At 43.9% G+C, this 16615-nt stretch carries 17 protein-coding genes and 1 pseudogene; 12 read left to right on the top strand and 6 right to left on the bottom strand.

Going from position 1 to position 16615, the window contains the following annotated elements:
- Window positions 1–65: 65 nt before the first annotated feature.
- Both CSQ79_RS10920 and CSQ79_RS10915 read right to left on the bottom strand, forming a co-directional pair.
- A complete protein-coding gene (locus CSQ79_RS10920; RefSeq protein WP_099701200.1) occupies window positions 66–1016 on the bottom strand; it encodes a sugar-binding transcriptional regulator in 951 nt (316 codons plus the stop codon).
- Between the two features lie 209 nt (window positions 1017–1225).
- Window positions 1226–2029 carry an SDR family NAD(P)-dependent oxidoreductase gene (locus CSQ79_RS10915; protein ID WP_099701199.1) on the bottom strand — a complete coding sequence of 268 codons (804 nt, stop codon included), beginning with the start codon at window positions 2027–2029 and terminating at the stop codon, window positions 1226–1228.
- A gap of 162 nt (window positions 2030–2191) precedes the next feature.
- Here CSQ79_RS10915 and CSQ79_RS10910 point away from each other — a divergent pair, with 162 nt between their 5' ends.
- The 12 genes from CSQ79_RS10910 (at window position 2192) to CSQ79_RS27675 (ending at window position 11276) form a co-directional block, all read left to right on the top strand.
- Window positions 2192–3538: an ABC transporter substrate-binding protein gene (locus CSQ79_RS10910; protein ID WP_099701198.1), complete on the top strand. Its 1347-nt coding sequence runs from the start codon at window positions 2192–2194 to the stop codon at window positions 3536–3538.
- Between the two features lie 23 nt (window positions 3539–3561).
- Window positions 3562–4479: a carbohydrate ABC transporter permease gene (locus CSQ79_RS10905; RefSeq protein ID WP_099701197.1), complete on the top strand. Its 918-nt coding sequence runs from the start codon at window positions 3562–3564 to the stop codon at window positions 4477–4479.
- Window positions 4480–4482: 3 nt separating this feature from the next.
- Window positions 4483–5301, top strand: coding sequence for a carbohydrate ABC transporter permease (locus tag CSQ79_RS10900; protein WP_289501029.1), 819 nt, complete (start codon window positions 4483–4485; stop codon window positions 5299–5301).
- Window positions 5302–5436: 135 nt separating this feature from the next.
- The gene (locus CSQ79_RS10895; RefSeq protein WP_099701195.1) at window positions 5437–6543 is read left to right on the top strand and encodes an ABC transporter ATP-binding protein; all 1107 of its coding nucleotides are present in this window, start codon (window positions 5437–5439) and stop codon (window positions 6541–6543) included.
- A 4-nt stretch (window positions 6544–6547) separates the two neighbouring features.
- Window positions 6548–8044: a mannitol dehydrogenase family protein gene (locus tag CSQ79_RS10890; protein ID WP_099701194.1), complete on the top strand. Its 1497-nt coding sequence runs from the start codon at window positions 6548–6550 to the stop codon at window positions 8042–8044.
- Between the two features lie 836 nt (window positions 8045–8880).
- Window positions 8881–9168, top strand: a complete 288-nt coding sequence (locus tag CSQ79_RS10885) for a nucleotidyltransferase family protein (RefSeq protein ID WP_099701358.1) — start codon at window positions 8881–8883, stop codon at window positions 9166–9168.
- Window positions 9169–9203: 35 nt separating this feature from the next.
- Window positions 9204–9416 (top strand): HepT-like ribonuclease domain-containing protein, encoded by a 213-nt coding sequence (locus CSQ79_RS27680; RefSeq protein WP_289501026.1) that lies wholly within the window; start codon window positions 9204–9206, stop codon window positions 9414–9416.
- Between the two features lie 369 nt (window positions 9417–9785).
- Complete coding sequence (locus tag CSQ79_RS10875) at window positions 9786–10028, top strand: DUF1902 domain-containing protein (RefSeq protein WP_099701357.1); 243 nt, start codon at window positions 9786–9788, stop codon at window positions 10026–10028.
- Window positions 10029–10226 carry a type II toxin-antitoxin system HicA family toxin gene (locus tag CSQ79_RS10870; RefSeq protein ID WP_099701193.1) on the top strand — a complete coding sequence of 66 codons (198 nt, stop codon included), beginning with the start codon at window positions 10029–10031 and terminating at the stop codon, window positions 10224–10226. It abuts the gene before it with no gap.
- A 284-nt stretch (window positions 10227–10510) separates the two neighbouring features.
- Window positions 10511–10753 carry a DUF2281 domain-containing protein gene (locus tag CSQ79_RS10865; protein WP_099701192.1) on the top strand — a complete coding sequence of 81 codons (243 nt, stop codon included), beginning with the start codon at window positions 10511–10513 and terminating at the stop codon, window positions 10751–10753.
- Window positions 10750–11088: a type II toxin-antitoxin system VapC family toxin gene (locus tag CSQ79_RS10860; RefSeq protein WP_099701191.1), complete on the top strand. Its 339-nt coding sequence runs from the start codon at window positions 10750–10752 to the stop codon at window positions 11086–11088. The genes CSQ79_RS10865 and CSQ79_RS10860 overlap by 4 nt, the downstream gene beginning before the upstream one ends.
- A complete protein-coding gene (locus CSQ79_RS27675; protein WP_289501025.1) occupies window positions 11085–11276 on the top strand; it encodes a hypothetical protein in 192 nt (63 codons plus the stop codon). The genes CSQ79_RS10860 and CSQ79_RS27675 overlap by 4 nt, the downstream gene beginning before the upstream one ends.
- Before the next feature lie 60 nt (window positions 11277–11336).
- Here CSQ79_RS27675 and CSQ79_RS27670 read toward each other — a convergent pair.
- The 4 genes and pseudogenes from CSQ79_RS27670 to CSQ79_RS10840 form a co-directional block, all read right to left on the bottom strand.
- Window positions 11337–11489 (bottom strand): annotated as a pseudogene (locus tag CSQ79_RS27670) (hypothetical protein); the annotation flags it as partial.
- A 213-nt stretch (window positions 11490–11702) separates the two neighbouring features.
- Entirely contained in the window at window positions 11703–12680 is a 978-nt protein-coding gene (locus tag CSQ79_RS10850; protein ID WP_289501023.1) for an ABC transporter substrate-binding protein, read from the bottom strand.
- A 29-nt stretch (window positions 12681–12709) separates the two neighbouring features.
- Window positions 12710–15391, bottom strand: a complete 2682-nt coding sequence (locus tag CSQ79_RS10845) for a TonB-dependent siderophore receptor (protein ID WP_099701189.1) — start codon at window positions 15389–15391, stop codon at window positions 12710–12712.
- A 76-nt stretch (window positions 15392–15467) separates the two neighbouring features.
- Window positions 15468–16529 (bottom strand): helix-turn-helix transcriptional regulator, encoded by a 1062-nt coding sequence (locus CSQ79_RS10840; RefSeq protein ID WP_289501022.1) that lies wholly within the window; start codon window positions 16527–16529, stop codon window positions 15468–15470.
- Between the last annotated feature and the right edge of the window lie 86 nt (window positions 16530–16615).

The following is a 16615-nucleotide window of genomic DNA, read 5'->3' as shown; positions in this document are numbered from 1 at the left end:
TGCGCGAAATCTACTGTACAAGAGATAGAGAACTGATATACTGTAAGTCCTTGAGTGTCTTGAACTTAAAGTTTGGCAAGAATCGCTTGGGCAGCGGCTTCGTCAGCAATCAGTCCTGTGATTAACTTGCCACGCAGTGCAGCTAGAATAGCTTCTGCTTTTTTTGCACCACCCGCCACACCAATAATGAGACGCTGTGCAGGTTGTTCGAGCGGTACGCTAGCAACACGAATATTTGTTCCTTTTTGCAGTAATACTCCGTGGCGATCGTATGCCCAACCTGCGACTTCTCCAACCGCTCCGAGTTCAAGTAACTCAGCAACTTCTTCATCATCGATAAAGCCTTCTTGATGTAACGGTGCATTCCAAGCAATGTCACCAATTCCGACAAAAGTTGCTTTAGCTTGTTCTGCAAGAGTCTTTACCGCAATAAACGATCGCTGCGTTTGTAACAGTTCCCGTTCTTCGATACTTGTTGCTACAACCGGAGTTGGTACTGGATAGGCTTGCGAACCAACGCGATCGGATAAATGTATTACTACTTCATTACGACCTGCACGTCCACAATGTGACATATTGCCAATGATGGAAACAATTTTGTGCTGAGGTTGGTTCATCGATGGAATTTGTTCTACCATCAATCGCAATGTGCGACCTGAAGAGAATGCCAATATAGTTGGAGTTCTCGTAATCAAGTAAGCTTCTAGGTAAGTAGCCGCACACACGCCAATTCCCTGGAATGTATCACCACTCGGTACTACTTCACACAAAGACAGCGCGAACTTATCGCGTAATGACTCAGCTAGCGCAATGCATTCACTTAAGGGATGATCGAGCCGGAACTTGATCAGTTTTTCACTAACCGCATATGCAACTAGGCGTTGGGCAGCTTGTCGAGAGACATTGAGCTTTGCGGCAATCTCTTCTTGGGTATTTCCAGCAATGTAATACAGCCAAGCCGCGCGTGCAGCGAGATCGAGTTTGCGATCGCGTCGCTCTGATAAAGGTTCTCTCATATCCTACCTTGAGCAGATAATACTGTTTTCACCATAAGGTTGATACAAATAGGAAGCAGAAGAGAAATTATCTGTATTTTTCATTTAGTGAAATAATACAACTACCAAAAGAATGATTTATAAATTTGAGTAAATGCCTAAAGCTAGATATTTTGCTCAAATTATGAAAAAGTATCACTTTCCATTTCACGAACATATTCATCATCTTTCTATTGCCCGCCAGTAATCTCCAAATTAAATCCAGTGATATAACTCGCCTCATCACTCACGAGAAACGCTACACCATTAGCAACCTCTTCTAAACTTCCCAAACGACGCAGCGGTACTGAATTAATCATCTGCTGCTCAACAATCTTAGGGTCAGCATCAAAATACTGCGAACCTACTGCTGCTTGTAATTCGGTTTGTCGCGTCCACATAAAACCAGGACCAATGAGTGAAGGCGACAACGAATTGACGCGAATGCCATAAGGTGCAAGGTCTTTTGCTGCGGTCTGAGTCATGCCAATAACTGCAAACTTGGAAGCCGCGTAAGCCAGCATATTCGGCGGTCCTACCACCCCTGCGAAGCTTGCCATATTGACAATTGCGCCTCCGCCTATATCGCGTAGATGTTGCGCAGCCGCCTTAAGAATGTGAAAAACACCGATGACATTAATATCAATTACCTTTTGAAAGTCATCTTCAGGATACTCATCGGTCTTGGCAAACACGCCTTGATATCCTGCATTGTTAAAAACGTAATCAATTTGCCCAAACTGCACCGCAGCCTCTGTAAAAGCTTGATGAACATCATTAGCAGACGTAACGTCACAGCGAAATGTACTCACTCGAACGTTGTACTCTTTGAGTTCCTCAGCCACCTGCGTCATTCCCGCTTCATTTAAATCGAGTAGCACAACACCTGCACCATTAGTCGCAAAACGGCGAGCCGTAGTTTTACCAATTTCTCCCGCACCACCTGTAATCAATATCGTCTTACCTGTAAAGTCATAAGTTGCTTTTGCTGTCATAGTCTTCACCTCGTATTGAAGAATTGTTGCAAATTCTCATCAACTTCTCAGTTTTGCCTCGAAGCCAAGTATGATTTTTATTATCGAGCTTTTGCTCAAAATTAGAGCATAAAATCAAAAAAATTAATTTATTCGTTTGTTAACAATTAAAGGAGCCATGCGATGCGTATCCCCCGCTTCGCCAAAGTGCTAGTGGCATTCCTTGCAGGAGTGGTACTAGTGCAATTGCTACACGCCTGTGCGCCAAGTTCGCAAGCTGCACAGAAAACGCGACTAACGATCGCCACTGTTAATAATGGTGACATGGTAGTTATGCAAGATCTGTCACGTCACTTTGAGGCAGCTAATCCAGACATCGAACTACGATGGGTTGTTCTAGAAGAAAACATTTTGCGCCAACGCACCACCACAGATGTTGCCAGCCAGGGCGGACAATTTGATGTTTTAACCATTGGTTCGTATGAAACACCGATCTGGGCTAGACGCGATTGGCTAACGCCCTTACAACTTCCTGCTAGTTACGACGTAAACGACTTACTCACTCCGATCCGCGAAGGACTTTCCCACGAAGGTCAACTTTATGCTGTTCCTTTCTATGGTGAAAGTTCGATGCTGTATTACCGCAAAGACTTGTTTGCCAAAGCAGGAATTGCAGTACCTGAACAGCCGACGTATGCGCAGATTCAACAATGGGCAAGCAAAGTCCACGATCCAGCAAATGGAGTTTATGGCGTTTGCCTGCGCGGTAAACCTGGTTGGGGAGAAAACATGGCATTTCTCTCGACGTTGGTCAATACCTTTGGGGGACGCTGGTTTGACATGGAGTGGCAACCAACAATTAATACTCCCGCATGGAAAAATGCAGTTAGCTTTTATATCGATTTACTGAATAACTACGGTCCACCTGGCGCGAGTTCCAATGGATTCAATGAGAATCTAGCATTGTTCTCAACAGGCAGATGCGGAATGTGGATCGATGCCACCGTTGCTGCAGGATTATTATCGAATCCAAAAGAATCGCAAGTTGCCGACACTGTTGGTTTTACCCGCGCGCCGATCGCTGACTATCCTAATGGCTCAAATTGGCTGTGGGCTTGGGCACTCGCAGTACCTAAAACCTCACAATCACCTGAAGCCGCGCAAAGGTTTGTTGCGTGGGCAACATCAAAAGAATATATCCAGTTGGTTGCTGACGAGAATGGCTGGGTTGCGGTACCGCCTGGTACGCGGACATCAACTTACGAGAACTCCAACTATCAACAAGCTGCACCGTTTACAGAGATTGTGCTGCGCTCAATTGAATCGGCAGATATTACGCGTCCAGCAATCGAACCGACGCCTTACAAGGGAGTGCAATACGTTGACATTCCAGAATTTCAGGCGATCGGCGCACAAGTGGGACAAACTATTGCAGCCGCTTTGACTAACAACATCACCGTAGACCAAGCGTTAGAGCAATCGCAGCGCTCGACGGAACGCTTTATGCGCCACACCGGATATATCGAGTAAAACTATTATTACTTCTTGAGGCTATGTCTTCTTCAATCGTTGTTAAGCCCCGTCACGAAACGCCACGGATTAAGCAACGCAAACGACAGGTATCTACTTTACCGCTGGTTGCCCCTTCGATGATTGCCTTATTGCTGTGGATGATTGTGCCGCTGGCAATGACAGTATGGTTTGCTTTTCAGCGGTATAACTTACTTAATCCTGATGTACGTGAATTTATTGGCATTGAAAACTTCACGTTTATTTTGACCGATCCAGGTTTCTGGAGTTCGATTGTCACGACAGTCGTTCTAGTTGGTGCTGTTCTGGCAATCACGATTGGGTTGGGAACTTTACTCGCGGTACTGTTTGACCAAGACTTTTTTGGACAAGGCATTGCGCGAGTGCTGGCAATCTCGCCGTTTTTTGTGATGCCGACGGTAAGTGCGCTGATTTGGAAAAATATGCTGATGCATCCAGTCAATGGGCTGTTTGCGCAGATTACTACAGGCTTAGGATTGGGTGCGATCGATTGGTTTGCAGATTTCCCCTTGCTGGCGATTATTATTATTGTCTCTTGGGAATGGTTGCCGTTCGCGCTGCTGATTCTACTCACTGCCATTCAATCTCTTGATCGCGAACAGTTAGAAGCAGCCCGCATGGATGGCGCGAATCCTGTTGCATTATTTCGGTTTGTCATGTTGCCGCATCTCAGCCGTGCGATCGCTGTAGTGGCAATGATCGAGACAATTTTCTTTCTCACGATCTTCGCCGAAATTTTTGTAACCACAGGTGGCGGTTCTGGATTAGCGACTACTAACCTTGCGTATTACATCTTTCTCAAAGCTTTGTTGGAATTTGATGTCGGCGGTGCTTCTGCTGGGGGATTAATTGCCGTGATTATTGCCAACATTGTGGCGATCTTTTTGATGCGTAGTGTTGCTCGTAATTTGGATACCTAAATCATGGCAAGTAATTCTCGTCGTTGGCTATTTACGTTACTCGGCTGGCTTGTCGCCTGCATCTTGTTTTTCCCAATTTTCTGGATGTTTCTTACCAGTTTTAAAACTGAAGTTGCAGCAGTCGCAACTCCTCCGCAGTTGTTTTTCCAGCCGACTTTAGAAAACTATGTGGCAATCGAAGCGCGGGCAGATTATTTCAATTATGCGTTTAACAGTGTTGCTGTTTCACTTGGCTCAACAATCCTAGCGCTGCTACTGGCAATACCTGCGGCGTATGCGATGGCGTTCTTTCCGACAAAACGCACCAAAGGAACGTTGTTGTGGATGCTATCTACCAAAATGCTACCGCCGGTTGGCGTGCTGGTACCGATATACATCTTGTCACGTAACTTTGGGCTATTGGATACTCGGATTGGTTTGATCGTCATTTACACGCTGATTAATTTACCGATCGTCGTTTGGATGATCTATAGCTTTTTTAAGGAAGTTCCTAAAGAGATTTTAGAAGCCGATCGCATGGATGGCGCAACAACGCAACAAGAACTTGTTCATGTGTTGCTACCTCTCGCGTTACCTGGAATTGCATCGACGGCACTACTAGCGATTATTTTGTCGTGGAACGAAGCTTTCTGGAGTTTAAATTTAACCACAGCAAATGCTGCACCGTTGACAGCGTTTATTGCTTCGTTTTCAAGTCCACAAGGATTGTTCTGGGCAAAACTTTCCGCTGCATCAACAATGGCGATCGCTCCAATTTTAATCTTCGGTTGGTTCAGTCAACGGCAATTAGTTCGAGGTTTGACGTTTGGTGCGGTGAAGTAATGGTTCTGCTGGATTTGGGAATAAATGAACTACATAGGCGTAGCCTTCCCCCAGGGTAGGACACAAAGGAGGGATTCTGAAGGTTTTTGTGTTGAGTTTGATTTGAGTTGATTATTTGTACAATGGAAGCTTTTTATGTCAACAGTTGCTTTAAAAAATATCCACAAAACGTATGCGGATAGTGAAATCATCAAAGGCATTGACTTGGATATTAGCGATCGCGAGTTTGTTGTTTTCGTCGGTCCATCCGGTTGTGGAAAATCTACTCTACTCCGCATGATTGCGGGACTTGAAGAAATTACCGCTGGTGAATTGTTGATTGATGGCAAGAAAGTGAATGATGTCCCGCCGGATAAACGCGGCTTGGCGATGGTGTTTCAAACTTATGCGTTGTATCCGCACATGACTGTTGCAGAGAATATGGCGTTTAGCCTGCGGCTTGCTGGTGTTCCCAAAGCACAACGGCTGCAACGCGCGCGTGATGTTGCGCGGATTTTACAATTAGAGCCGCTTTTGAACCGGAAGCCAAGAGAACTATCAGGAGGACAGCGCCAGCGGGTAGCGATCGGTCGCGCCCTCGTTCGCAATCCTAAGGTGTTTTTATTTGACGAACCACTATCCAACCTTGATGCGGCGTTGCGGGTACAGATGCGCATTGAACTTGCCAGTCTGCATGATAGTTTGCAATCGACGATGATTTACGTGACGCACGATCAAGTCGAAGCTATGACGCTGGCGAATAAAATTGTTGTGTTGCAAGGCGGTATTGTCGAGCAAGTAGGCTCACCGCTCGAACTATATCATCATCCCCGCAATCTGTTTGTTGCCGGATTTATCGGTTCACCTCGGATGAACTTTCTATCAGTGACAGTTGCAGGTGTTAACGATTCTGGTACGACTGTTAGACTTCCTGGTGGTGCTAGTGTAATGATTCCCGTCAAACCTGGAATATCTGTTGGCGATCGCGCCACCTTAGGAATTCGTCCTGAACATTTACGGTTAGATCAAGCGCAAGCAACAATCAATGGCGAGGTGCTTGTTGTCGAACGACTTGGCGGTGAAACCTATCTCTACGTCAAAGTTGCGGATGGCGATACTCTCATTGTGCAAACCGACGGAGATAATTCTAGCCAATTGCACGATCGCGTTCCGATCCACATTAACGGCGATTTATGTCACTTGTTTAATCAACAAGGTGAGGCGATTCCTAAAGTCCGTCGTCACTATTTAACTCTTAATTAATTTTATGAGCAATATGAGTACAGGTTCAGCAATCAAGCTGAATGAAACCGCTCTATCAAAACTAGCAGCAAAGCGCGTTCGCGTCCCGCATTACGATCGCCAACAAGTTACTAATGGTATTGTCCACATTGGTGTTGGTGGCTTTCATCGCGCACATCAAGCGTTGTATCTCGATGATTACTTACATTTAAATCCTCAAAGTGCATGGGGAATCTGCGGTGTGGGACTACTAGATTACGATCGGCGGATGCGCGACGCGCTGCATTCACAAGATTGTATGTATACGCTTGTTGAACGATCAAGCGCAGGCGATCGCGCGCGGATTATTGGCTCAATTACGCAATATTTATTCGCACCAGACAATCGACAAGCAGTCATTGATGCTTTGGCAAATCCCAACTGCCGCATTGTGACGCTGACAATTACCGAAGGCGGCTACTACTACATTGAAGGCAGTGGCGAATTTGATGTTAATCATCCCACAATTCAGCAAGATTTGCAGCATCCTAACCAACCGATTGGAGTGTATGGATTTTTGACGGCTGCGCTCGATCGGCGCTATAAACAGGGAGTAGCACCATTTACCGTGTTATCCTGCGACAACTTGCAAGGTAACGGCAACATTGCCCGCAAAATGTTAACGACTTTTGCCGAACTGCAAAATCCCCAATTAGGTCATTGGATTGCCGAACACGTAGCGTTTCCTAACAGCATGGTCGATCGCATCACTCCCGCGACAACTCCACCTGATATTGCCATGGTAGCCGAGCAGTTTGGCATCGATGATGCTTTTCCCGTTGTGGCAGAACCGTTCATTCAGTGGGTCATCGAAGACGATTTCTGTGCTGGTAGACCAGATTGGGAAACTGTGGGCGTACAAATGACTAGCAACGTTCATCCTTATGAAATGATGAAGATCCGGCTACTCAATGCGAGTCACTTATTGATTGGCTATCTTGGCTCTTTGGCAGGCTACACGTACGTTCATGAGGTTATGGCAGACCCGTTATTTCAGCAAGCAGTAGCTAACTTGATGGCAGAAGTCACGCCTACACTTGAACCTGTACCAGGAATTGATTTGACAGAGTATAAAAAGACTTTAGTTGAACGATTTGCCAATCCTAAAATTCAGGATCAACTCCCGCGTCTTTGCCTCAATGGTGCTGCTAAAATGCCAAAGTTTGTTTTAGGTTCGCTCCGCGATAAACTTGCGCAAGGTGGTGCGATCGACTATCTGAGCTTAACCGTTGCTGCCTGGTTCCGCTACCTAAATGGAGAGGACGATCAAGGCAGGGCGATCGCGATTGATGACCCAATGGCAAACATTCTAACTCAACAAGCCCGTTGTGGTGGTTCTAATCCTCAACCATTGCTCAGCTTATCTGAGATTTTTGGCGATTTATCGCAATCGTCGCGTTTTGTCGGGGTTATTGAGAGTCAGTTACATAGCTTGTGGGAGTTGGGCGCCAAAGGAACACTACATCAGTTGTTAAAAACTTAATCAAACAGTAATTTTCGGGGTATTATGCCGCTTACTTGCCTCTATTTGTCGGTTTCATCTCCGGTTAAATAACCAAACTATCGGTATCGTTACACTTTTGTAAGTATTTAGTGATTAGTCACTAGTAACTAGCCACCTTGAGCCACCATTTTTGTCATCCCTCATCAACCGTATTTAACATAACTACTTCTACGAGGATTTAGAAACAGTCAAGACTTGCATCAAGAGTTGGCGATCGCCCCAGCCTTTGCACTCAAATCATAACCAGTTGGTACAAGCAGAAATTAAAGAAACCGTAGACGAACTCAAAAAGTTACTGGTCATCCAAAAAACAGCAACTGGTAAAGGAAGAGTGCAGTGATTGTATTTACTCAAAACAGGACATGGTCAAACAATAGACTTCTTGCAAATCATGGGCAGGTGAAGACACCCACCATACAAATATCAGATTAATTCAGCTTTTGTGGGTTAGGCATCTTGCCTGAGAGAGTCAAAATGCAGCTATTCTACTTTCCTTGTGCTGGTGAGCGATCGCACTTGCAGATAAGCAATGAAAGTAATGTGTTAGGGATGTATAGCAATTTTATCTGAGTTGTAAATTTTATTTAGAAACGAACCGCAGAGTCACAGAGAAGCCACTTCCGTGCGGAAATGTCCTCCGTTGGGGAAAATGGCGTAGCACAAAGGAAAGAGATAAGGAGAGGTTTTCACAAACAATTTAGGATTGCTGTATGGTTAGATATGTCATAAGGTTAATGATTCAGTAAAATGCTGAATGCAGCCAGATCGCTGAGTAAAGTCTAAATAAGAGCAAAACAGGCGTTTCTATGGCAAATATGAAATCACTGGATGATGTTAAGCAAGTTTTGAGCCAGAGTAAACCGCGATTGCGACAGTATCAAGTGACGAAGCTGGGCATATTTGGCTCTTATGCAAGGGGAGAACAAACAATAGAGAGCCTTGATATTTTAATTGACTATGATCAAGCTCCGACTTTATTCCAACTTGTGGAGTTGCGAGACTATCTCAGTGAGCAAGTGGGCTTCAAGGTTGACTTAGTGACTAAAAACGGACTTAAGCCGAGAATTCGAGCGCAGGTTTTATCAGAAGTTGTTTATGTATGACCAAACGCTCTCTATCATAGTATCTCGATGATATTTTGGAGGCAATTGCTGATATCGAAACCTTCACTAATGCTGTTGACTTTAATCAATTCCAACAAAACCGAGAGAAAGTTTTAGCTGTTATCAAATCCATTGAAATTTTAGGGGAAGCCCTTAAGAAAATCCCTGAGAAAATTTGTAAAAAATATCCTCAAATTTCCTGGCGTGCGATCGCTGGCATGAGAGATATTTTGGTACATGAATATTAGGGAGTTGATGTCGCTGTTGTTTGGTCTACTGTCAAAGAAGGTATTCCACCTCTGAAGATTGTCATCACTGCAATTAGACAGAGCCTTTAATTGATCTTACCTATTTGTGGAAGTGAATAAGATTTAGATTCGAGAGTTAGGTTATGCGTAGACGCATTGGCGAAGCCTTCTCGCAGAGTCTGTGACATCGCAATTCAATAATTGATTTGATTTCAGAGTGAGATCGCACAATCAGCCGTTTACGACTTCAATAATGTTATTGAGAGACTGTGGCGATCGCAAGATTAACTTGCGTTTAAGCATCGACTTGGGGATAGTGTAAGCGATCGTCATGAGTCAGATACAATGAAAGCATTGCAGAATTTAGCAATGGCACAAATGATCTACAAAGTTGAGGCGTTCTGGGATGTAGAAGCTGCTGTCTGGGTTGCAACGAGTGAAGATATTCCAGGATTAGTAACTGAAGCTGAGACGATCGAGGCTTTAATGCAGAAACTCCGAAGTATAGTCCTAGAGCTTATTCTGCTTAATCGTCTTGTGACTCCAGATACAGATTCAATTGAATTGCAACTGACAAGTCACCGACAAGAGTTGATCGAGGTTGCGTCTTAAATGAGTCAGTCATTTACTCCGCAGCTAAAGAAACTGTTGATAGAGGCAAGTTGCTATTTTGAACGACAGGGTAAAGGAGATCATGAAATTTGGTACAGTCCCATTACACAGCGGTATTTTGTTGTAGATGGTTTAATTAAATCGCGGCATACGGCTAACGCAGTTTTGAAGCAAGCAGGATTGCCTAAAGCATTTTGAAATCAGCAGGTTGACAATCGTGGCGAACTCAAGAAGCGATCGCACAATCAGCCGTTTACGACTTCAATAATGTTGAGAGACTGTGGCGATCGCAAGATTAACTTGCGTTTAGGCATAGACTTAGGGATAGTGTAAGCGATCATCATGAGTCAGATCCCATAAAATCCATAGTCTCGTAAAAGCCAGATAAAATGAGAAGTCAGCACTTCAAGCGGTGTCATCCTGACAAAGAAGCATCCTGTAATTAATTTAGGATAAATTCATCAAGCCTCCAGAGGTGATTCATGAATTCCCAAACTACAACATTGCCCCAAACGTTATTGAGGCAACTGCAGGCGCTGCCACCTGAGCAGAGACAGCAAGTGATTGATTTTGTGGAATTTTTGCATCAAAAATATGGTGCATCTCAATATGAACAAGCAGCGGTAAAGCAACCACGAGTGCTAGGACTTCATCAAGGCAAGGGTTGGATCAGCGAGGATTTCAACGATCCACTTCCTGAGGATTTTTGGACGGGAGAATCGTGAGATTATTACTGGACACGCACACCTTAATTTGGATTATCTTTGAGCCAAATAGTTCGTCTGAACGGGTTACGAGTTTGTTTGTTGATAGAGAGCATGAGATATTTCTGAGTATTGTGAGTATATGGGAGATGCAAATCAAGCTTCAGCTTGGGAAGTTGAATTTTGATTTACCACTTTCGGAGTTGATTGAGAGTCAGCGACAAGTAAACGACTTGCAGCTTTTATCAATTTTGACTGAACACATCTACGCTTTAGAAATGCTGCCAAATCATCATCGACCATTTGATCGCTTATTAATCGCCCAGGCGATCGTTGAACAAATGCCTTTGCATTGATTGAAAGCAGTTTCAAAACAGTTTACATTGCAGAAGCGATCGCATCTCAACAATTGCCACTCCAGGAAAATCTTAAAGTTGGTAGCTTTGGTTGTATTGGTCGTGGAAAAGTTCTCCCTTTAAAAGCGTTTCCAGCCGCATCTTTGAGTTCAACTTGTTCACCTTCCCAAAGCTTTTGGACTGTTTGAATTCCACCCACATTGTTTCTCTGCGGTTGGCATAACTTTCAGGAGAAAGTACAAAGTCATCTACAGTCCAACCTGATGCAAAACCAATTGCCACTCTCCCATAGAAAGATTATCAACTACAGACCATTCTTCAGCTACTTGTACTGGATTATGCAGTGGCATGACAACACTACCAGCACGTAATTGAATTTGTTTAGTAACCATTATTAGTGCTGTACAAGTTAAGGATGGGTTGGAATAAAGCCCTCCAAATGAGTAAAAATGTCTTTTTGGAGTTCACAGGGCAGAAAAATTATTTTGATCGGTAAATTTTGCACTTTCTATTAATAGATTATACTTATTATTTTCAATTTTTGCACAATTGCCGGAAAAATAAACTTTAGTTTATTTTCTAACTCCTATTATTTATAAACAAAAATTAATAATTTAATCTTTATGGACAAGATATTTATATAAATCATCAATAATTCGATTAGCTACTAAATAATTTCCACCAAGCCAATGTACTTCATACACTCGGTTATTTTGTGCCGCTCGAAGCTGTAACACAAGAGGCTGTTTTAAAAAAGATAGAAATTTATCAGGGCTTTCCCCGAAGTTTCTAACAAACACAACATCAGCGTCGTGTTCGTGTAGAGTCTCAATGCTATGTACTAATCTGATTTCCTTTTGATTTTGTTGAATTGGTGGACGGCGTAAACCTATTTCATTAAAAATCTGATCATAAATATCATTTGCAGAAAAAGTCACAAAGTTTCCACCACCAACGGAACTAATCACAGATATAGTGATATTACTTAGGTTTTCTGCTAATTGTTGCCGTAGGTTTTGGATTCTATCTTCATACTCAATTTGAAGTTTTTCTGCAATATCGCTTCTTCCTAAAATCTCAGCAATGTATTTAGATTGAGACAAGTAACCTTCGCTATCTTTGACTATTACTGTAGGCGCGATTGCCGACAGTTGCTTATAGTACATCTCGTTAACTGAATTACCTAGATCTCGACCTAAAATTAAATCAGGAGCAAGATCAAGAACTGCTTCTAAAGAAGGTTGATCATTAACACCTACTTTCGCGATGCTATCAGTCCATTCAGATGGAATTCCTCGAAAATACTGATTATCCTCGCCATAGACATTATAAGTAGATCCAATTGGCTTAAAACCCAATTCCATAACACAAGCAAGTAAGTGATCATGTAAAACGACAACTCTGTGAGGACTAACTGGAATCTCGACTTCACCTAAAGCATGGTTAACAATTCGAGTTGTTGCTAAGTAGGTTTGATTTTGCTTAAGTTGCGACGTATCACTGTGGCAGGCTGGGACGACTAAAATGGTTATTGTTGCTAGAAATAGTGGCAGATGCTTATATCTGGCAACGATTTTGCGAAGTCTCTGCATTACCCCCCTTAGTAAGGGTTGGGATAGGGTCAAAATTCCCATGAAATTGTTCCTTGCACTGTAAATGGTTCGCCTGGATAAACTCGACGTAGATTGAAAGCGGATTCAAAATAGTCTACGTTGAACAAATTTCTGAAATTAAGGGCGGCGCGGAAGCGATCGCGATTGTAAAAAATTGCTGCATCTGTCCGCAGGTAGCTGGGGACTTGAAAGCTATTGACTAAATCACCTTGCCGCTCTCCAACATAGAACAATCCTGCACCAAATCCTAAACCTTGCAGCACACCTTGCTGAATTTGGTAGGTTGTCCACAGGTTAAAGGAATTTTCAGGCACAAGATTCAACCGATTACCTACAGGAAATGTGTTGTCTTGGGTGATTCTGGCATCAGTATAGGCATAGCCCGCAATGATGTTCCATCCTGGCAGAATTTCGCCTTGTGCAGTGAGTTCTACGCCTCGACTGCGCTGTTCTCCAGTTTGAATCGAAAAGCCTGGGGGTACACCGGGCCTATTGTCAGGCGTTATCACGTTGGAGCGGGTCAAATCATAAAAGGCAAGGATTGCCGAAAGTCTGTCATTCACATCTGCCTTGACCCCCACTTCATACTGAGTACCACGCACTGGTTGAAATTGGCTGATTCCTTCAAAGGAAGTGCTGAAAGCTGGGTCAAATGAGCGACTGTAGCTGGCATAGAGGGAAATGGGTTCGATGGGTTGGTAAACAATACCGATACGCGGACTGAATGCCTGACCCGATTGACTGGTGCTGGTATCTGCCAGAAAATTCTGATTGGTTTCTTCAAACAGATCAAAACGCCCGCCCATTAATAATCTGAGATTGTCTGCTAGCGTCACTTGATCTTGAACATAAATACCTAATGCATCCGTTAAGGTATTTTCATCACGGTTAAGCGTCTGAGGGCCACGAGGCTGTCCATACACAGGGTTAAACAGGTCAAGGGGGGCAGCAGTCCCACCAAAGCCTCGACCGAACTCCTCTCTCCTAGCTAGATCGACTCCAAAGACTAGCTGATGGTCAATTGAGCCAGTTGAAAATCTGCCAATAAGGTTGACTGCTAAGTCGTAATCATTATTACGATTATCAGCTCCAAAACTTCCACGATTCAAAGTTCGATTGTCGTCAGCAAGACTAGTAGAAAAAACATTCTCGTCTGCTCTGACTGTTCTGACTGTTGCTCGAAACGCATTTTGTAATGACCAGTTGTTGCTAAATTGATGCTCCAGCCTATACCCAACCCTAACTGCAGTTTGATTAGCAACAGAGTCAGGCTCTGCAGTGAGGCGATTGCGTGGTATGCGCCCATTTGGGTTGGGCAACACAGTACCGATTGCTGGCAAACCAAAATCATTGATAAGGCTTACGTCTGTGTAACTGCCTTCCAAGGTCAGGTTGGTTCTCTCGCCCAGTGCCAAACTAAATACAGGTGAAATAGAGAATTGACGTTGGTTATAAAAATCAACAAAACTGTCTCTATCCAAATAAGATGCATTGAGTCGATACAAAACTGTCCTTGAGTCGTTCAATGGCCCAGATAAATCGACAGTACCCCGGTAGAAATTGTAGCTGCCAATTGTGGCATTAATGGCGTAGAAGGGATCGCGCAGAGGTTGTTTTGTTACCAAGTTGATAGTTCCACCCGGAGAACCTCCACCGTACAAAACTGAAGCAGGCCCCCTAAGAACTTCGATTCTCTCGATATTGGAGAGTTCAGGTATCCATTGTGCTTGGGAGTCTCTTAGCCCATCTCTGAGAAAATTTCCATCATTAGGGCTATCAAAGCCTCGAATGATAAAGGTGCTGAACCCTACTCTTTGAGAAGAGACTGGAGTTACCCCACCCACAGTTGACAAGGCTTCTTCTAGGCGAGTCACATTTTGATCCCGCAGCACTTGTTGGGGTACGACCTGAATCGATTGGGGAATGTCGCGCAGTGGCGTATCAGTTCTTGTTCCCACGCTGGCATTCGGTACGCGATACTCTGTATCTTGCTCTCCCGTCACTATTAACTCAATTGGCTCATCACCCTGCGCTGCTGGTTCATCTGGAAGTGTATCACTCGTCGTCGGCTGCTCAACTTCAGGCTGCATTGCCGTTACCGCAGGTGTCAAACCAAAAATCAACCCTTCGTCACTGTCAAATAACTCTACTGTGGGCAATCCTGTTTCACCCGCTACTGTCACCCGAATCGTATTGGCATCCAGGTTTGTAACCGCGATCTCAGTAATCCCCTCAACTGGTTTTTCAGAGCGAAATACAAACGCCTCACCATTGGGTAAACGCAATTGAGCATTAGGGATATCTGCGATAAAGTTATTTCCAGCACTGCGATCGCTAATTTGCAGTTGTTCGCCTTGAGTTGTTTGTAAAATCACCTCCACACCTTGTTCAGTGGGATTAGCTTGCACTCCTGTGATTTGGATGACTGCTGTTTGTGCAATTTGAGTTAACCACTCATTAAGCGTTGTGGCAGGTTGTTCTATTTCACTTTGGCGGATGTCAGTCGATAGAGTTGAATAATCTTTTGCATTCGCCTCTTGCGCCCCAGCGGGTGATAGTGCTAAGACACTGCTGATACTGGATATCAAAATCAACCACAAACGCAGCCAATATTGTGCATTGTTACCAAAAGGCGATCGCCAAACATTAATTGCACACTCCACACACCAATTACCAAAATCCCGCTTCATTGCAAATAATTCTTAACAGGCAATAAGGCGTAGTGTAGAGAAGTTAAAACGCTAAGTCTATCCACTAAACCGCCATTTATGATCCCAAAACCGCCTTTTTTCCTACCAGACATTCACGCGGCGTAATCCCAAATTGACGCTTAAAAGCAGCAGCAAAGTGTCCCAAATGTGCATAGCCAACCATCCGCGCAATCTCCGCAACGGTGCGATCGCTTTGTCGCAAGAGTTGTTCGGCGTGTTTCATGCGTTGATGCGTTAAATATCCGAAAACGGTTGTGCCAAATAACTCTCTAAATCCGCGTTGCAGAGTGCGATCGCTTACTCCCACCAAAACAGCCAACTCTGTTAATAACGGTGGATTCTCTAACTGCGTTGCTAATATCTCTCTAGCGTGATGCAGTCGGGCGATTGTTTCTGGTTTGAAGCGTGGTAACGTTGGGTTGGGATCGCCCGAAATCCCATCTAACACCATTGCTAAGAGTTCCAAAACTTTTCCCTGAAGATAAAGGCGCTTTGTGAATCCTTGAAACGGAGAATTGATAATCCGCTGAGTCGCCACTTGCATACCTAAGGTAATTTGGGGCGAAAACACAACTTGCCAATCGTTGTTGTGGATCAATGGCTTTAAATGTGTCGGAAATTGCTCCAGATCTTCCGCCAGAAATGTTTCTAAAATTTCAGGTTCGAGGTGAACGCTAACTCCTACTTGTCGCTGCGATTTCTGATACTTTGCGGTAACTGCCTGGGCAATGCCATTACCTGATAAGTAACCGTATTTGCCTCCTATTGATGGGAAATCGTCATCATGATGCACAACGCCTGATAAGAAAATACAAAATTGTACAGGATGGTCGCGAACGGGGGATTTAACCACCAAGTCATCGCGATACTCATTGTCATAAATGGCAAGTTCCAATCCTGGAAAAAGCTCTACCTCCTGAAAATAACCATCACCAAGGCATTTAGGTGTTTGATACGTTTCAAAGCCGTTATCTAGAACAGGCTGACTATATGACAGTTCAATGAAATCCTCTCGAGAGAAAGTCTGTGTCATGAGGTACTGAAGTAGTGGGAGATTATGCAAAAGATTGTCAATAATCTTACCGCGATCGCTTCCCACAAACAAACCTAACTCCAAAGCTTACCAATCTTTTTTAAATATTTTGCCTCAGTCCTGCTTGTCTGACTAGACATTTGTCTAGACAATAGCTATTGTAGATGTAG

The sequence above is a fragment of the Gloeocapsopsis sp. IPPAS B-1203 genome, from assembly GCF_002749975.1.
GTDB lineage: Bacteria > Cyanobacteriota > Cyanobacteriia > Cyanobacteriales > Chroococcidiopsidaceae > Gloeocapsopsis.
The sequence above is the reverse complement of the archived record's forward strand: the minus strand, read 5'-3'. Positions and strand labels throughout refer to the sequence as shown.